Genomic DNA, 697 nt, shown 5'->3' with positions numbered 1-697 from the left:
CTTGCCGCTGGCAAGGCTGGTCACTGCCGTATCCAGACCGCCGATGGCGCTGCCCACGTTCGCGTACGTGCCGCCTTGGACGCCGAAGCTGGGCGCGGTCAGCGTACCGGTCACCGGATCGAACGCGGATCCGCCTCCCATATTGGTCGCCACGCTGGCGCCCAATGCGCCAACGCTTGCGGTGGCCGCATTCGATACGCCGGTCAGTTGCGCAACGTTCACCCCATCGGTCGCCGCGCTGCCTGCGGCAAGATTCGTGATCTTGCGTTCTGCGCCGGATGTGCCCAGCGACACTTCGCCGCTGGAGTTCTGCGCGGCACTCAGGCCAATTGCCGTGTAGCCGGCTTCCGCGCCGACGGTTGCCACTGAACCTTGGCCCAACGCCACGTTAGAGCCCGTGAGGCCCGCCGTAATCGTTGCGCCTTGGCCCAGCAAGGTCGAGTTGTCGACCCCGTTATCGCTGGCCTGGTTACCCAGCGCCGTCGATGCTGCGCCCGTTGCCGAAGCGCCGAAGCCACCCGCCGATGCATTCGCGCCGGAGGCAACGGCTTGCGTCGTCGTCACGCTGCTGTCCGAGACATACGCGCCGGCCTTGCCGCTGGCAAGACCGGTCACTGCCGAGTCCAGACCGTCGATGGCGCTGCCGACGTTCGCGTATGTACCGCCTTGCACGCCGAAGCTGGGCGCGGTCAGCGCA

1 pseudogene is annotated in these 697 nt (G+C 67.3%); it reads right to left on the bottom strand.

Going from position 1 to position 697, the window contains the following annotated elements:
* Positions 1-697 (bottom strand): annotated as a pseudogene (locus tag API01S_RS28615) (hypothetical protein); the annotation flags it as partial.

Origin of the sequence: Achromobacter piechaudii NBRC 102461, from assembly GCF_001571245.1 — a bacterium.
Classification (GTDB): Bacteria; Pseudomonadota; Gammaproteobacteria; order Burkholderiales; family Burkholderiaceae_B; genus Achromobacter; species Achromobacter piechaudii.
The sequence above is the reverse complement of the archived record's forward strand: the minus strand, read 5'-3'. Positions and strand labels throughout refer to the sequence as shown.